Origin of the sequence: Parabacteroides caecihominis (assembly GCF_023656785.1) — a bacterium.
Lineage (GTDB): Bacteria > Bacteroidota > Bacteroidia > Bacteroidales > Tannerellaceae > Parabacteroides > Parabacteroides segnis.
On the sequence record NZ_JAMOKS010000010.1, the window covers coordinates 1 to 17,653 of the forward strand.

A 17,653-nucleotide genomic window follows, 5' to 3' on the forward strand; every position below is an offset into this window, starting at 1 on the left:
TTTCATTCTTTTCTTGCCGGCACATATTCAATTACTGAAAGACAGAGATACGAAAAATTTCCTCTTTAAAGAACGTTTGGAACGAATTCGACTCAAGGATATCAATGAATGGGCATCAAAAAAACTATCGCCAAACCTAGTCTCCATGCGGAATCAAACACTAAAAAAAGTATGCTAAAATGAGAACACTTTACTGAACACCCTACCCTGCAGCCCCCTGGAAAAATAATTCAAGAGCCAGCCCTTTCCATTCACCACCAACACGAAAACCGTAATTAACAGGATTAGATTTATGATTAGCTATAACATCTTTATCGTAACCATCTATCGTTCCATCTGGTTTACCCTCTGGACCAGAAATATCCACATAATCTATTGACCCTAACTGAGGTACACGACCATGAATACGATAATTTCCAAAATCTGTCCCGTTACCATATTGATCTCTCAATTTTTGCAAATCCTCTTCCGTACGGATAATATCTTTTGCTACATATCCTTTCAAATAATCTGTATATTTACCATTCGGATTATCCACCCATTGTCCATTTTCTGCAAAATCTTTCAATTTCACTTTAGATACACCATAACCCAAATTACCTTTAACATACCAGGAAAAATCACCAGCAAGACCATTATATCCAATTTCCAAATCAAATCCCTGTGCCCTGGCTTTACCATAATTTTCCGGAGGCATCGTTGCTCCAAAACTAGAAGGTAAAGATATTATACGGTCACCCAAGATATCATAAGTGTATTTATTCCAATATTCTGCAGATACAGAAAAATTTTCCAAGAAACGAGTATCAACTCCCACATTAATAGACTGAGATTTTTCCCATGTAACTAAAGGATTCACAATACCAGAGTAAGCAATACCCTTTTGTAATGCATCACCAAAATACATAGAACTTCCATTAGTATATGTTTCCAGCCATCTCCACTGATTCACATTAACACCATCAACTATAAGTTGATCCTGTCCTGCTAAACCATAAGATGCACGTAGTTTCAATTGTTGAACATTTGATATTTTATTCATGAAAAAGTCTTCCTTTGCTATATCCCATCCTGCAGAAACAGCAGGGAACCAACCGAAGCGTTTTCCCGGAGCAAAAAACATAGATCCATCCCGTCTAACAGAGGCTGTAAGCATATACTTATTAGCATAGGAATAATTTATACGCCCAACATAAGAAACACGTGCCGATTCTGATTCAGAACCATCAACAGTTGAATCCACCGAATTTCCACTAGTAGCAAACCATTGATCCTTTACAATTATGGGAAAATCATTACGTCTTCCATCAAATTTATTCATGAAACCTTCTGCTTGTTCATATACCAACAAAGCATCAACTAAATGTTCTCCGAATGTACGATTATAGTTTACTTGAACATTCAATTGATAATCGTTATTTCTTTGAAACGCATTATATAAGTTTTCACGGTCCGGGTCACCACTAAGTATAACAGAGCCATCAGGACGGTTAGACATAATATGATTATTCCCCCCTTCTATTTCAAACCCATACAACGTGTGTTTTTTATCAAATGACTTTGTATATTGATTATTAAAGTTCTTACTAAATATACCTTTAACGGATAATCCTTCAACAAACGGAATTTTATATTCTAAAGAGATTAAAGCATCAACCATTTGGTTGGAGCGTTTCCAGTATCCACCATTCCTCATTCGTTCAATAGGATGAGCAATCCAACCAGCATACACAGGCTTTCCATCAATATATGGTGGTATATTCCAATTCATATTTAACAATTTACCCCAAAGATTATTCAAATCATCAGATTCATAATCATACGTAAAATTAAAACGATGACGATCCCCATATGTATTACTCAATGACAAAGAGGCTGTCAAATCTTTTGTTATTTTTGCGTTGATATTTGCACGCAAATTATATTTCTTATAATCTACATTCGGTAAAAAGCCCTTTTGATAAAAGAATGCCCCCCCAATATAATAATCTACTCGATCATTTCCTCCTGTTACATTTACAGCATGACGTGTATTAATCGGTGTTTCATAAGCTTCGTCATACCAGCTATATGCTCCTGTTTTTGCAAAATAAGCATACTCATCTTCAGAAAAATGATTTGAACTTGAAGGATCAGAAAAAACAAAATTAGTTAAGTTCATATGTGTTACAGCATCATTAAACTCCAATATTTTTGTAGGATGTTCAATCGTAACAGAACCTGAATATTGTAAAGTAGGCTTCCCCTTACGTCCTTGTTTTGTTGTAACCAACACAACGCCATCTCCTCCGCGAGAACCATAGATAGCAGTAGAAGCGGCGTCTTTCAACATAGAAATCTCATTTACTTCGGACTGGTCCAATGCATCAAATGCGGCTTTTGAACGGACAACACCATCAATAACGAAAATAGGATCTTGTGAATTCCATGAACCACTGGCACGAATTCTAATTTTAGATGATATACCAGGTGTACCTGTTGACTGAGTAACATTAACACCAGCTAAGCGTCCAGCTAAAGCATTAGATAAATTAGATACAGGGATAGACTCTATGACATCAGCCTTCATTGTTGAAATAGCTCCCGTCACCGTACTCTTTTTCATTGTACCATAACCAACAACAACAACTTCATCCAAATTTTGAGTGTCTTCAGTCATGATAATTTTATAAACCGACTGGTTTCCTACAGGTACTTCTTTGGTAGCATACCCAATATATGAAACAAGCAACGTCATGCCCGTTGAAACATCAAGACTAAAATTACCATCTATATCAGTTATAGTACCAGTAGTTGTTCCCTTAATCGAAACATTTGCACCAATAATCGGTTCATTATTGTTATCAAGAATTGTCCCGGATATTTTAATAATCTTTTCTTCTCCCCTTGCATTCTTGGCCGCAAGATAAATTTGATTATCCTCTCTTTTCTCATAGAACAAACCGGTTCCATTCAATAGTTTATTCATGGTCGCATCTATTGACTGATTGTTGACTTCGAAGGATACTGTTTTATTCAGATCCGGTAATTGATTACTGTAAAAAAAACGATAGTCTGTCGCCTTTTCGATAGTACGTAACGTTTGTTTGATGGTTTGTTGCTTTACATCGAGTGTTATCTGTGCAAAAACCGAAGTGGAGAGAAAGGCTGAAATACATATAACCCCTGCCTTTTTCATAATATTTCCTTTTTTCCTAAAAGAAGAAATAGTTTCTGATTTTTTATTCATACTTTTGTGTAGCATTAAAAGGTTAATTACTAGAGAGTGTTTACATGCAAATACTCCACTCTCTTGATTGACTAATAAGGGGAAGGTGTTGGAAGCACTTTCCCTTTTTTGTATACATATGCTTTTTTCTACGTCATATCGATAAAATTTAAAAGGTTAATCACTATAGAGTTCTATCACGTCATCTTTTTTCTTATAAGAGATAGAAGATGTAAATTGCAAAGCATATAGTGTTGATTGCAAGCTGGCATTTTTCAGTGTACCGGAGAAAGTAATGCTATTCAGTTTATCGCTTTTAATCTCAAACTTCACATTATAATTACGCTCCAGCAGTTTGATAATATTCAGGATCGGCTCATCGTTGAATACCATTTCATTATTCATCCAGGCGATAAACAACCGATCATCCTCCTCTTGTTTCTTTGTCATCCGGGTATCTGCCAACGAATAAACAGCCACTTCCCCCGGACTTAAATTAAGGGACTGGTCCGGCGATGAAACTATAACCGAACCTTCTGCCAGATAAGTCGTGATATTTTCATCATCAGGATAAGCATGGACATTAAATGAAGTCCCCAAAGCACGTACCTGAATATCGCCGGCTTTTACAATGAAAGGAGATTGGGCATCCTTTGCTACATCAAAATAGGCTTCGCCGGTCAGTTCTACCTGACGCTGTTTCCCGTTAAAATGACTGCCGTAACGCAGTTTGGAATCGGCATTCAGATGGACTATTGTGCCGTCCGGCAAGGAAATATCCGACTTTTGTCCGTGACCTACTTCTACGGTCATATCGTTATATTTGGTTAACAACCGGTTTTCGTTCCAATAGAACAATGATATGGCAACGGCACCGAAAACTGCCGCGCAGGTAGCCATACGCATAAAAAACCTTCTGATATTTATCTTTGCAGGATTGGCCGTTGCTGTGATAGCCTTAAAAATCCGCTCGTCTACCGAATCAGGCATATGACCGAAGGAATGATCCCATATTTCATCAAAATCATCCGTCCACCTGTCTGGATCATTCAACAGCCCGGCTAACTGACGTTTCTCACTTTCGGTAGCTTTATTGTCGTAGAATTTATCTAATAATTCAATCTGTCTGCTCATAGTTATTTCTTTAAAATAAGAATGAAAAAATAGGATAAAGTAATAAAGCTATGCCATTCAGCAGGTCACCCCTGTTCGCTCTCAGCATCTGGGTAAGGAACTTCGTCGACTGTTTCAGATGACTCTCCACCGTGTTTTCCGAAATACCCAGCAGGCTGGCTATCTCCTTTTGCGAAAGATGCTCGATGTGTTTCAAACGATATACTTTTTGTCTGGCGGGTGGCAACATGGAGATGATACGCTCCACTTCCTCCAGCAACAGGTTCAACTCGACTTCATCCTCCACACAATTCTCGGCTACCCTGACATTCTCTATCTGTGAGATCATCAATTGTTCCTGAATACGTTTTGCCGTTTCTTTCAGGAACAGGTTACGGGATACCTTTTTCAGATAACCCTGAAATGAAAATTCAACCACAATCTTCTTCCGGTTCTCCCAGATAATGATAAATGTCTCCTGCACAACTTCCTCTGCCATCGAATAATCGCCGTGCGAAAGCCGGATGACAAACTGAAAGAGAGTATGTTTATATCTATTGTAAAGCTCTGTGAAAGCTTTAAAGTTATCAGACACGATCTCCCTCATTAACTGTTGGTCTGATAACTGCTCCATTTTGTGCATTCGTGGTATTTTTTCTATAAATGATACATTGCATTATTACCGAATCTATATTAAGGATACTATACCGTTATAGTTTCCGTGATTCGAGTACAATTATTTAACATTGTTTTGCATAAGCGAGGTAACGGACTGGTAAAATGATGGCGTTACCATACAAATATAAAAGCAGCTATTACTATAAAAAATAGCAAATAGCTGCTTATTAAGTGGATTATTATTGCAGACCTTTATTTCTCAATTGCAAACCGGTACGTCTGACCGGCCTCTGTCTTCATTTTTATAAAATCACCGTCCACGGTTCTCTTACCGGCAACAGGGTCTGTAATCTCGACTTTCTTACCTTTCCACGGATTCTGCAAAGTTAAATCGCGACCTTTCTCACTGACAAGAGTCAAAGAAGTAACTGCTCCGCCTTTCAGTTCGCTGGAAACCAAGAAAGCGCCATCTACCCGGATCTGATGGAACGACGCATCCTTATCGCGAGGCCATACAGGAAAGACACGGACAATATCCTGGTGTCCCATACAGAGCATTTCGTTGATCGTATTAGGTACCGTGCTCCAGTTTTCGATGCCATGCGGGTTACCTGCTTGGAATCCATTCGGGTAAGTGTGTTTTGAATAAGCGTTCAAACGAACTAAGATGCTATCCGGTTTATAACCGATCCGCACAGCTGCCGGGAAAAAGCTGTTACTTCCATTAGAATCCAGCCAACGTTGCATTTCATCGACTGTGTTATAAGCAATCTCCAGCAACTTGGGATCACTGTTCAGACCGATCTGGCCTGCGGGATAAATATGCTGGATTCCCAGTGTGTTTCCGTCCCACCAGTCGCAACCTTTTTCCGTATACCGGAAGACTGTCTTACCGTTTCGCTCCTGCAACGGATAATCGGAAAGATGCTCGTTGATAAACTGCCACTGTGTTCTCTTTTCTTCATCGACTCCTAAAAGAGCGCTCATATCAGAAACGGTCTGCATCACCATCCGCACCAGTCCCAATGAAAGAATAGGATTCATCGTCCCGACCATACCTTCATGGATCGCATCATTATAAATGACATAGCGGTCACCTTCACGTGTCAGGTAATTCTCCCAAAAGGTGGCAACCCCTTTTACGAAAGGATACACTTTCCGGGTATAGGCTTCATCCCAGGTATGATAAAACTGCATAGACATATTAACGACAGCATAGGCAGAGTTGCTTTTTTGTCCCCAGAACATACCTTCGTCTTCTATATTTCCGCTTTTAATCCAGTCATAATAATAGGTATCCATGAACGGAGTCCTGCGGGTCGTCTCAACACCTAATGGTCCCGCACCTACAGGCAGCAAAATACCTCCCGGAATACCGGTGACTTTCTCCGAGTAATAGTTACCTCTCTCTATCTGTGCTAGCATAGAGGAAATATAGGGATCAGCCTGCTCAATCCTGTTTGCCGAGTAAAGCGCATAATAAGGGGCCATATGGTTATAGTTCAGATGATAATCCCCATTCCAGTAAGGACGTTCCTTCGTGATCCAAGTACCAAAAATAGAGGGTGGAAAATCAATATCCCGGCAACAGGAGCCCATACCATAAAGAGATAGATAATATTGTTTTTCAATTACACTGTCCGGTATGCTGACATACGATTTTTCCCAATAATTCCGCCACCATTCTTTATGGCTTTTCTCTATCTCAGCCTGTCGTGCCGGAGTAAAGTCTTCTACTTTTTTTATGACGGTAGCCACACAATCGTCACTCTTGAAATTGCTGGAGAAGGCACACACCAAACGGACCGTTTTTCCCGGTTCCAGGGTGAATTTGCCATCCGTAGATCCGCTCACCCGTAACGCCATAGCTCCTTTAATCGGTATATCGACAGAGTCTACAAAGGCACGGGATAGATACTCAATACCATTCGGTTTCGTCTCATGCTCCCTGACATCGGGGAATATCCGTTCACGAGGCGGATTATCAATCTGTTCTTCTTTTCCCAAGAAAGATATTCCGACTGTACCTTCCACAGAACCATTCCCTTCCATATTCAAATCCACAATCAACATATCTTCCGTGGCAGGAACAAAGGCTTTATAGGAAACGGAAATATCCCCTTTGGTAAAGCGGGCGGTCGATACGGCATCATATAGCTGTTGTTCCACCAGATAGGAGGCATCTTTCAATTGAGGGATATCCAGTTCTATCTTACCCAGAACAAGAGGAAATGATTCGTCCAAAGCAGACTTCAGTCTCCAGAAATCATTCCTGGCGACATAAAAGACCTGCGACTCCGGTGTTCCCGACAAGGCAACCCCGGTAAAACCATTCCCCAACAAAGGTGCATCGACCGAATGCGGTGCAGGTATACGTTTAGGAGGTTCCGTAAAGCGAATGGTGTGTTTTCTTATGATATTTTCTGCCTGACTTTCCTGATGATTAGCTTGATCCGTACAAGCAGAAAATAAGAGTGTACTCAATACGGACAGGGATAGTATTAAATTCTTCTTCATTTGTAAATAAATTGTGCTCCGCTAAGGGATATACTGTTCAATTATATGTTTTCATTTCAAATACAAATATAAAAGCAGCTATTACTATAAAAAATAGCAAATAGCTGCTTATTGTGTGGATTATTATTGCTTTTACAATAATAACAAGCTCTCTGATTATTCACATATGCTCAACGAGACAGGACCTAAAAGTCCGGCAACCCCATCTCCCTTATATGGAGTCGGGATCGTCTGATAATGATTCGACAACGTGCTATAAACCAAGACTTCCAATTGGTTATCACCTTGTTTAACATACTTGCCTATCTCTACTTTATATGGCGGCCTCATCAGTATGCCCACCTCTTTACCATTAACTTTTACCTCACAGGAAGCATTTACATTGCCCAGGTCCAGAATGACTTTACCGGATGCTTCGGCTTTTGGTATTGTTATCTGCTTTCTGTAATACATTCCACCTGAATAATATTTCAAGGCTCCGGTCTCCGACCAATTACCGGCATCCAAAAGCCCTTTCCCTGTTTTTATTTTAATGGGTTCACAAATCGCACCAGTCCCCTGATAACCGGGTTTTCGTTTGATCGAAAAAGCGACCAGGCCAACTTTCTTCCGAGTTTCAGGAAAGATAACCCGATACTTTCTCATCCCCGAAGAATCTTCGGATAGAAATCGGATATTCCCTTTTTCTATTGCTTTCCCATTAAACCATACTTTCAAATCGCTTCCGGCTATCATCATGTCCATTTCCTGCATTCCCGGAACAGAATTAAAACGATAATTCCAAGTAAGATTCTCTCCTCCGTAAGGATCATACAACAAATAATCTCCTAAAGCCCAGCGTGTAGAAATTATTTTGTCGTATGAAGACGGCTTTGCCGGGGTAACGGATGATGCAGGGAAAAATACAACGGAACTTCTCTTTCTAAAATCCCGATACGTACCTTTCTGAAACTTGAATTTACCTTTCTCTGTATTTGCATATGCTACAGTACATGGATGCCATCCTTCTTCCAACCAGATATTTTCATTCGCAGGCTTCTGGTCGATCAAAAGAAAATCAGGTTTAACACCATCTATTTCGATCCTATATGAGCCTGTTACAGGGACATAGACTTTACTTTTGTATATTTGATGCGCTCCCTGGTCCAAAATGAAAAAGCCATCGCTGACTTTACCTTTCAAACCATGCCATCCTTGTGATCCCGGATTGTCAAAAACACCATACTGCCATGAAAACTCCAACATCTCTCCTGACGATTCATTTCCTTGTAACACATTATCCAACGGGATATCCGTGGACGTACATTCTGTGACAAATTGAGGTCCAAACCCATACACACTTTCAGGCCATTCCGAATCATCGAAATCTGTCGACATCCAGTTTTGAGGAGAAAAAGCAGCCGGTCGATGTTTAAAAGAACGCGCCTCAGCACCGATAACATCCGAAGCCGGAAAACGATAATCCCCCCATTTATTATCTAATGTCGGCAACAATTCCGTCTCCCACAAACCTGTAATTAAGGATCGGTATATCAACTTCGATTCCTTTTTACCTTCAGGCATTACAATGGGTGTTCCTTTTGAAAAGACAAACAAATACGAATTATCCGGTTCTTTATCCAATCGGAGCCATGTTCCTTCTTTTGTTTGGCGAACAACCGGATAATCGGAGATTGTTCCGTCAGAAGCATTCCAAAGTTCAACTTTACCCGTAGCTCTGAAAAAACATTCTGTACCTTCAGGCACGTCCATAACCATATAGACATCACGTTCTCCCACATATCTATGTAAAACCTTCCCTTCTCCGGTTCCTGATATAAAATCCGGAACAATCAAAGATTTTATCTGCTCCGACACCTTATCCTCCGACATATACAATCCTACTCCCCCCGAATCATGAACCTGTTTCTTTACTTTTTTCCCTTGAGAAACTTCCAGGGATGTCGCACCGAATACTTCCCGGATAATTGCATCCGCTTTCGAATCGTTTTCTCCCATGCTAGTACTGGCCTTCGGCAACTCGCCTGTTGCTATTATTATCCCTCCCGAACGATAAAAGTCCCGTATTTTTAATAAAGAAGAATAATGCATCGCTTTCATATCTGCCAAAATCAATATACGATACTTTTCTCCCGAGATATTCAAACAGCCGTTCTCTACTTTTGATTTTTGCAATGACCTGTAATCCATAAAATCATAATCCAAACCGGAATTACTAAGTTTCATTGCCTGTTCAAACGCAATCTTTGTGTTAGCATCCGGATAGGCCTGCATCGATTCCGTAGGATACATCAAGGCTATATCACAGACATGAGTACCTTGACTCATCAGAAAACTCAATCTCTCTGTATATTGAAGCCATTGTTTCATATGCGGCCAATAAGGCATTCTGAAATGAAAACAGGGCGGAGCCCATTCCCACCAACCACCATGTGTGGAATAATATAATCCATGCATACAGACTAAATTTCCACCTGCCATAAAATGATGGTCCATTTGTTTGGTCAGCCATGAGCCCGTACTTCCCCATCCCATACTATGAAAAGCCTCAAGCCATGTTCGCGGACGTTCATATAAATGAGCTATTGAACTGGATACTTTCGTTTGCAAAAAACTAGAGCCGGTCGATGGAGCATCATTCCCCGGAGCTGTGTACCAAGAATTAGCCCTGAAATAATCGATGTATGCCAACGGTTCCATCCCACGTCCAAAATTATCGCTTCCATAAATCAAACCGCGTGAAGCATGCCAATTATAAATGGGCTGAAAAAAGCGTTCTTCCGCCAAATCCATTAATACATCACAATAATCCAAACGTATCTTTGGTGTTATATCTCCGATACTTTCTTTCAAAGCAGGAAGATAAAGTGTGATATCATACCCTTTCCTTTTTTCAAATTCCTCCTTAAAGTCCTCCGACCAGGACCCTATTTTAATAGGATAAGACAATTCATCCTGAAAAAAATAGTTCATGCCCCCCGAAGCTGCATCTCCCATATTCTTTTCAAAACGATCAAAATACACGTTCACATATTCTCTTCCGATATCCGGATGCAACAAATGACTTTTTTTCGTTGAAAGAATATATATTTTATAGTCTTTCCCTTCCGGAGCACTCCACAAAAGTTTTCCGCCTGATATATATTCTGTCAGATCTATTTTCCCTGGCCAGGCAACAGCACCGACCAATCTTTCCGGAATGTCATAAATAAAAGTGGTCCCTCCCCGAACAGAATCAGACACAATCTCCAATTCACCTTGATAATTCTGAAATTTTTCTTCTTTCAACAACTCATCCGTATAATACCCATTACCAATCCATCCTATGGTATAATCATCCATACCTAATCCGATGTTTTTCCGGGAACACTCTTTGGCAAACCAATTCCAGAAATTCCACCAATCTCCGGAGAACACCTTAGGCCTTCCTGCTTCTGTTTTTCCGGAAAGTCCATATCCGTCTTTCATTTCTCCGACATCCACTTCAGGGTCCATGTGTATATAACTTACAGCAAAACCATCTGTCGCAGATGCAGATAAAATATCAAGCTGTTCTTTCATTCTATCCTTATTCAAACTATCACCATTCCACCAATAAAAAGGAACGTTTCCATATCCCTTCGGAGGGTTGGCGAATTCAGAAAAGATATCCGTATCTTTTTTCGGATATCCCTTATATCTTTGTGACTGAGCATAAGTTACCTGACAGGAAAAAAGGTAAAAAGCAACTATTTGAAGAACGACTATCTTCCTCATAAATAAATTATTATTTTGTATTTTATTCGAAATCATAAACATCTGGTCATATAAAGAGGCTTCCCTTTTTACCATGGGAAACCTCTTTACTAATTTATTCTTGTCTTTAAATAACGACAAGATTATTACCAACCGGGATTTTGTTCCAGTACTACATCTTTATTCGTATCAATAACCGTTTGAGGAATAGGCCAAAGATTAAAGGGTTTTGTCAATGTTAATCTCGGATAGTCCCAATATGAATATTTTTTTATACGATCGGCAGCAACTGTACCTCCCATGCGAAGCAGAGTATTCCAACGACTCTCTTCATACATCAATTCACGGGTTCTCTCGTCAAGGATCAAATCAAGACTAACATCATTAGCAGTCACCAAGTAACTACATTTTGCCCGTGAACGTAACATGTTTATGTCAGATGCGGCACCAGACTTGTCTCCGACTCTCAATTTGGCCTCGGCACGCAATAAAATGGTTTCGGGTAAACGTATCAGATAATCATCACGGAAAATGCTGCGCAATACCCTGCCATCAGCCGCCAATGTATAAAAATCAGGACCTATTTTACATGATATCGGATATATCAAGGTATAAGCACCATCGTCATATTTACCATTTTGATCTTTTTTATAAAGAACATCCCATGGAATCTGTTTTCCATAGTATTCGGATGTTTTTATATTTCCCAAAAAGACACGGCGTAAAACAGCCTCCGAATTACGTATATCTTCACCCCATTTTCCTTCATAAACACCATCACGAGAATAAGGAGTAGGAGTTACCTGGCTACAACCAAAACCCCCGACGTCTTCCATCTGACCACCGATATGCGCTCCTCCCTGATCTCTGAAAACAGGTCCATAAATAGCAGGATAATCCAAACATGCCAAACTTCCGTCGGACTTATATACCTCATAATCTGATTGAGCACACCATATGGCTTCAGTGTTCCCATCCTGATAATCCTGATTTCCTACCTGGAAAAGATCCCAATAAACATTTCCTTCTATAGGATAACCTGCTGATGAATAAGTCCGGTCAGCAGTCTGTTCTACTGCCGAAGTTGCATAATAGAACTCCGGACCTTCATTTTTACGTGCACCGAAGCGCTCTGTCATAAGACTGTAAGTACCAGAATCTATAACATCATTGGCATACGAAATAGCCTTATTATATGCACTGGCAGCATCACCGCCTTCCGCTTCCAGCAACACACCCTTATCAATGTACAATTGGCAAAGATTATGCTGAACAGCCGCCCTTACCAAACGTCCGGCTTCCGCTGTTGTAACAGGCAAATCGTTTATGATATTTTCCATTTCATCGATAGCATATTGATAGGTCTCCATACGTGTCGAACGTTTATAATCATATTTAGGAGTAGAAGTTATTTCTGTTACCAACGGAACTCCACCAAATAGTTCTCCTAAATTTCTGTAAGCAAAAGCCCTGAAGAATCGGGCCTGAGCAATTATATAAGCTTTGTCGGATTCCGAATTCCACATTATATGCTCTAAATTTGTGGCATAAATGGCGGTATTGGCAGCATTAATCAGATAATAAAATGCGGCATATGTATCTTTGAATACCCCATATTCCGAATTAATTATACTGTAATCATTAAACCGGTAAGAATAACGTATAGTCGGTACATCCAGCACATCTGTTCCGTTACCCATTCCATACGACCACAAATTCAATTCTCCAAAGTTATTGTAAGGACAATATATATTATGTACTTTGATATAGCAAGTAGTAAGTACTTGATCTACCTGTTCGGAGGTAGTAAATACATTGTCGATTGTGTAAAATGTTTCAGGATCTTCTTCCAGAAATTTATTATCGTCACAACCAATGACAGTAAAGATTGCCATTAATAGCAATAACGTTTTATATATATATGTTCTTTCCATTGTTTTATAAAATAAAATTTAGAAACTCAAATTCAAACCCAAAGATACGTTCGTCATTATCGGATATGTCTGACTCAATGCAGTGCTACCTGTTTCCGGATCACCACCGTCCCAACCGGTAATCGTTGCCAGGTTTTTCCCTGTGATGAACATTTTAAAATTATTAATTCCCATATTCTTCACCCATGGCTGGTTGAATGTATACGAAAGCGTAACATCCTGTAAACGTACATAAGCCCGGCTTTGTAACCCCAGGAAATAGCTATCTCCTGTAAAAGTTGCAGACGGATATTTGTTACTCGGATTCGCCTCTGTCCAATAAGGAATGTACAGACCGTTGGAAGCAAACCACTTTCTATCCCCGCCTGTTATATAAGCGTTCGTATTTCCGGCCTGATAATAACCGTTACCTCCGAATACACCGGCAATCATAACATATAATTCCCAGTTTTTATATTGCAAAGTGTTACTTAAGTTAAGCTTGAAATTAGGAGCTTTATTCCCTATGATAGAACGATCTTTTTCATTAATCACTCCATCGTTGTTTTTATCCACATACTTAGGAGTTCCGGCAGAAACACCATTGGCTTTCATATATTCAGTATCATCCGTCTGAACAATTCCATCCTGTTCATATCCGAAAATAGAATGTATCGACTCCCCTATAAACAGGCCATTTCCAATATCATCATCTTCCTTTCCATCACCATCAAGATCCTCTCCATACAGATGAACCAACTTATTACGGTTCAACCAGAATGTCAGTCCCGTAGTCCAGTTAAATTCCTTATTCTGAATATTGACAGTCCGTACAGTAGCTTCCACACCTCTGTTTTTGACTTCTCCCATAGAAGAATACATACTTGCAAATCCCGTCATAACAGGAATCGACCGGGAGAAGATCTGGTCATATGTTTTAGAGAAATAAACATCTACATCGACGAATAAACGACTATTCAACCAGGTTGATTCAAATCCCATATTCCATGCTTCGGTTGTCTCCCATCCCAAGTCTGAATTACCGATAGTACTCTGGTTAATACCGTATGACGGTTTTCCTGAATTACCAAAAGGATAATATATCCCTCCGGAATGGCCGGTTGCAACCTGTGACAATGTGGAATATTGTGTTAATCCTTGATTTCCGTTTTTACCCCATGAAAGTTTTATCTTCATATCATCCAGAAAAGCCACACCTTTTATAAACGGTTCATTGGTGATACGCCAGGCTGTTCCTATGGCCCAGAAATTACCCCATTTGTTATTTGCACCAAAAACAGACGAACCGTCTCTCCTATAAGAAGCTGTCATATAATAAGTGTCGTCAAACGAATAAGATGCTCGTCCAAAATATCCGATATTCGTTCTTTTCCAGTTATTCAAAGAAATTTTCTGTGTAGAAGCGTAATGAAGGCCGTTCAACCCTAAAGCTGTGTTCCCGTTCGATGCAAAGTCACTACCCGACAAAGTTTGAGATTCATACTTCTGATAGTCACGAGTCGCTACAGCTGTCAGATCAATGCTATGTTTTCCAAATACCTGGTTATAATTTAAAATATTATCAATCACATAACTGGTTGTTCTTTCGTTTGCCATACTACCTCCGGCACTACTTAAATAACTATTTTGAGTTGCAACAGAGTAACGAGAATCATCATCATACGATCCGACCGGAACATTGTATGACTCATGCGTAAAGTCACCGGATTTCCTGTAATTAAGATTTCCTGCATAATTGAAACGGTAACTTAAACCGGAAATCCATGGGCATTTAACTACGGCATATGCATTTGCACGAAGATTATCACGAAAGTCTACATTTTCTTTCTTCGACTCATCATCGATCCCCCACAAAGGATTACCTCTACCACGTGTACCGTCAGGTATAGCTTCAAGCATCCCATTCGGTCTGTACATCATTGCATACGGAGATAATATTGTAGCAGACCAGATATTAGCACCAAGGCCGGAATAATCTGTTCGGGTATATGCAGCATCAAGACCGATCTGCAGCCAACTTGTAATATCGGTATCTATCTTAGCTAATACTGAAACACGTTCATAATCATCTCCTTTTATCACGCCACCACTCTCAGTATAAGAAGCAGACAAATAGTAATTCATTCTATCCCCTGCTCCGGATACAGCAGCCTGGTAATCCTGGGTCCATCCTGTCCGTGAGATTTCATCCAGCCAATTGATTTCTTTCCCTGAATTCAAATTCAGTTCTTCCTGAGGAACCAAAAAACTATAATCAGAATATCCGTTTGCCGCAGAAGTTGCATCAAGCCACTGTTCGCCATTCATCAGTTCCGGTTTAAGATGCCACGACTGCATGCTTCCTTTTGCATTAAAATGGATGACCGGCTTGCCTTGCTTACCTTTTTTAGTTGTAATAATAATTACTCCGTTAGCAGAACGGGAACCATATGCAGCAGCTGAAGTAGCATCCTTCAGGACATCATAAGAAGCTATATCATTAGGGTTAATATCATTAACACTTCCCATAAATATAACTCCATCTACTACCACCAACGGATCGTTTGAACCAGATATGGAATTCTGTCCGCGAATCTGCATAGAAGGAGTTCCCCCTGCCGTATTTGTAGCACCAATATCAAGTCCGGTCACATTTCCTTTCAGGGATTCCAATGCATTTGTATTTGTCGCCAAAGAAATCGGAGAATTCTCCAGCTTGACGGAAGATACAGAACCTGTAAAATCTTTTCTTTTAGTTGTTCCGTAACCGATCACAACGATTTCATCCAAAGATTGTAAATCTTCTTTCAACAGAACATCCAAATGTTCTTTGTTTCCCAAACTGATCTCCTGGGTAATATATCCTATATAGGAAATTTGAATTACCACATTCTCCGGCACTTCCAAGATAAAATTTCCATCAATATCAGTGATGGTTCCAATTGTCGTTCCTTTTACAGAGACATTCGCTCCGATAACAGATTCCCCATTCTGATCCTTGACTGTACCATTAATTTTTCGGGATTGACTACTTTGACTGTTACGCGATATTTTCAGAATAATCTGTTTCCCTACCACTTCATAGCTGATTTGTTTTCCCGCAAAAGCTTTTTTCAAAATAGCATCCAGACTTTCCTGGCGAGCCTCCACTGATACCTTTTGTGACTGATCTACTGTCTGATCCAGCATAAAGGAATAATCAGTTTTTGTTTCTATCTGTTTAATTAACTGCCGAAGCGATTCATTCTTTATTGACAAATCAATTTTTTCACTTTGGGCATAAGTAGAATTGAATATAAATAACGCAAGTAATAACGGAATTAACTTCCTTCTTAATTTAAACATTATGTAATAGCTTTAAGATTATAAAATATATTATATCTTTGCCTTTATATATCAATTAGTTATTCTGTCTAATTTTCGGCAGGATAAAAGTACAGGTATATATATTTCAAAAGGCATGGAGATTAGGGGTCTCTGTGCCTTTTACGCATAAGGCAAAACACGTCTGATAAAAGACACTCTATTTATATCTGATCGTCACCTCCTTTCCGTCCAGTTTATACTCTATCGGAGATATCTTATTGATCATCTCTAATAATTCCGTCAATGATTCCGTCTTAATTGTAAACCAATAAGACTTAAGGGTATCCACATTAGATAATGTAATATCCACTCCATACCAACGCTCCAATTTCTTCCATACTTCTTCCACTGGAGCACCATCAAACTTTAACAGGTTATGCCGCCAACTGGCTTCGATTTCCGCATCACAGGATTCGACCCGACAAGACAAATTCTTTTTAGAAACTATGGCTTCCTGATTAGGAGATAAATAAGTCAGCAAATTCTGGCCGGTAGCCGATAACAGACTTACTTTACCACGAAGCAGGGCAACCATAATATTCTCTTCATCCGCATAGGTACTGACATTGAAGGCCGTACCATGCACTTTGACATCTACTTCCCCGGCTTTCACAATAAATGGATATTGAGTATCTTTCTTTACATCAAAGAATGCCTCTCCTTCCAGATTGACGACACGGTCGTATGTACTATATTGATAATTATAAGATAAACGTGAACCGGAATTCAACCAGACAAGCGTCCCGTCAGGCAAGACAAGTTGTGTTTTTTGTCCGGGAGGAGCTATAATCACATTTTCAAACTGAGCAGCCTGCCAGGATTTTTCCGGGTTATTGATCAGAGAAGACAAAGCAAAACCCAGAACCAACGCCACGACAGCCGCTACGGAAGAGACGCGGATCAACAGGGAACGTGAATACAACGGAACCTGTTTCACTTTATGCCGGATACGGTCCTGTATCTTTCCCCAAACCATTTTCTTATCCGGTATCACATAAGCAGAAGTGTCCAAACGGACAGCTTCCCACTGCTTTCTTAACTTATCCAGTAAAAGGTGATGTCCTGGCTCTTCGTCAAGCCAGCGGATAACCTGTTCCTGCTCATCGGCCGTACATTGCCGGGAGAGGTATTTCGCCAATAGTTCGTAAGGTATCTGTTTTTCGTCCATATTCTGCTATTTTAT

General features: G+C 39.9%; 8 protein-coding genes. All 8 read right to left on the reverse strand.

Annotation, left to right across the window (positions count from 1 at the left end; translation table 11 throughout):
• Positions 1–202: 202 nt before the first annotated feature.
• Positions 203–3,229, reverse strand: coding sequence for a SusC/RagA family TonB-linked outer membrane protein (locus NBH14_RS10020; protein WP_186959018.1), 3,027 nt, complete (start codon positions 3,227–3,229; stop codon positions 203–205).
• 156 nt (positions 3,230–3,385) lie between these two features.
• Complete coding sequence (locus tag NBH14_RS10025; protein WP_186959019.1) at positions 3,386–4,342, reverse strand: FecR family protein; 957 nt, start codon at positions 4,340–4,342, stop codon at positions 3,386–3,388.
• 10 nt (positions 4,343–4,352) lie between these two features.
• Positions 4,353–4,964 (reverse strand): RNA polymerase sigma factor, encoded by a 612-nt coding sequence (locus NBH14_RS10030; protein ID WP_128133070.1) that lies wholly within the window; start codon positions 4,962–4,964, stop codon positions 4,353–4,355.
• Between the two features lie 227 nt (positions 4,965–5,191).
• Entirely contained in the window at positions 5,192–7,456 is a 2,265-nt protein-coding gene (locus NBH14_RS10035) for a glycosyl hydrolase family 95 catalytic domain-containing protein (RefSeq protein WP_186959020.1), read from the reverse strand.
• A 156-nt stretch (positions 7,457–7,612) separates the two neighbouring features.
• Positions 7,613–11,212: a glycosyl hydrolase gene (locus tag NBH14_RS10040; RefSeq protein ID WP_186959021.1), complete on the reverse strand. Its 3,600-nt coding sequence runs from the start codon at positions 11,210–11,212 to the stop codon at positions 7,613–7,615.
• 125 nt (positions 11,213–11,337) lie between these two features.
• Positions 11,338–13,125, reverse strand: a complete 1,788-nt coding sequence (locus NBH14_RS10045; protein ID WP_250817390.1) for a RagB/SusD family nutrient uptake outer membrane protein — start codon at positions 13,123–13,125, stop codon at positions 11,338–11,340.
• An 18-nt stretch (positions 13,126–13,143) separates the two neighbouring features.
• Positions 13,144–16,362, reverse strand: coding sequence for a TonB-dependent receptor (locus NBH14_RS10050; RefSeq protein ID WP_250817392.1), 3,219 nt, complete (start codon positions 16,360–16,362; stop codon positions 13,144–13,146).
• Positions 16,363–16,627: 265 nt separating this feature from the next.
• Positions 16,628–17,638 (reverse strand): FecR family protein, encoded by a 1,011-nt coding sequence (locus NBH14_RS10055; RefSeq protein ID WP_186959023.1) that lies wholly within the window; start codon positions 17,636–17,638, stop codon positions 16,628–16,630.
• Between the last annotated feature and the right edge of the window lie 15 nt (positions 17,639–17,653).